Source organism: Micromonospora sp. DT4, from assembly GCF_049841675.1.
Classification (GTDB): Bacteria; Actinomycetota; Actinomycetes; order Mycobacteriales; family Micromonosporaceae; genus Micromonospora.
This window is the reverse complement of sequence record NZ_JBNCKT010000280.1, coordinates 1-1,423: the sequence shown is the minus strand read 5'-3', so window position 1 is coordinate 1,423 and position 1,423 is coordinate 1. Positions and strand designations below refer to the sequence as shown.

Annotated in this window: 1 protein-coding gene; it reads right to left on the bottom strand. The window is 64.4% G+C overall.

Annotation, left to right across the window (positions count from 1 at the left end; translation table 11 throughout):
• Positions 1 to 1,267 (bottom strand): hypothetical protein (locus ACLQ24_RS29610; protein ID WP_425895029.1); only part of this gene is annotated, 1,267 nt, incomplete at its 3' end.
• Positions 1,268 to 1,423 lie beyond the last annotated feature (156 nt).

The following is a 1,423-nucleotide window of genomic DNA, read 5'->3' as shown; positions in this document are numbered from 1 at the left end:
CCTGCACATTCCACAAACCAACAAGACGCCAACCCTCTCCATGCCCGACGGGTTTTATCTCCCACGAACCCTTCGGAAATACTCCCGTTCTCTCTAATGCATCCCGTACGACTCGGATGGCAACACTGGGCGCTGAGGAGCCCTCGTGCACACTGTTGATCTCGGCGTGCGTCACGATTCCGTCGGCCGTGGCGCGCTTGTCGATAAGAAGTCGAAGTATTGAGGCGGCCTTGTTTCCGAGTTCGCACACCTCTCCGCCGCCGCTTTTTAGTTCACGCCCGGCAAGAGACCATTGCGCCTGCGCAGGGGCTACGACATCTTGCCCGGCAGCGGCAGCGGCAGCGGCAGCGGCAAAAGCCAGTTCGCCGGCGCTGTGCTGGGTGGAGGTCGACGCGTACGGCTGATCGGATGCCGATTCGGTGCGGAGCGGCGGCGGGACACTGCGCTGCACGTCGCCGGGCAGAGCCGGCCCCGACAGTGGCAGGGCCAGCATGTCCGACTCAAAGTCGTCGCGGACGAGATACTGGCTGGCGCCAGAGCCCCAGACGCCGTCGTCAAGGCCGAGTTGGGGTATATCGGAGGTCTGCATGAGGGCATCAGGGCCGTCCGGTGGATACATGACCGAACCGGCACCTATCGCCGCCGGCATCCCCTCAGCCGTTGGCAACCAATTTCCCCACAAGCCGCCACCGGCCAGCCCAACATCCGACCCTATCTCATCATTGAAACCGTAATCCCCGACGGCATCGACATCCATCGCACCCGAGAAGCCTAGTGGCGCGTTCGCCCGCACAGGAGCATCGACATCCCGCCCAACAACAGCAGCGGCAGCGGCAGCGGCAGCGGCAGCGGCAGCGGCAAAAGCCAGTTCGCCGGCGCCGTGCTGGGTGGAGGTCGACGCGTACGGCTGATCGGATGCTGGGAGCAGCGGCTGGACACTGCGCTGCACGTCGCCGGGCAGAGCCGGCCCCGACAGTGGCAGGGCCAGCATGTCCGACTCGGCCCCGCCAGACTCAACCTGCACATTCTCCAAACCAACAAGACGCCAACCTCCTTCACGCCCGTCGAATTCTATCTCCCACGAACCATTCGGAAATACTCCCGTTCCTTCTAATGCCTCCCGTACCAAATAGATAGCCTGACGGGCCCGCATGGTGCCCTTGTACGCACTCTCGATATCGGCGTGCGTAACGAATTCTTCGCCCGTGCCGCGCCTACCGATAAGAAGTCGAAGTACTGAGGCGGCCGTGTCTTTGAGTTGGCGCACCTCTCCGCCGCCGCCTTTTAGTTTACGCCCGTCAAGAGACCATTGCGCCTGCGCAGGAGCGACGACACCCTGCCCGACAGCAGCGGCAGCGGCAGCGGCAGCGGCAGCGGCAGCGGCAGCGGCAGCGGCAGCGGCAGCGGCAGCGGCAGCGGCAGC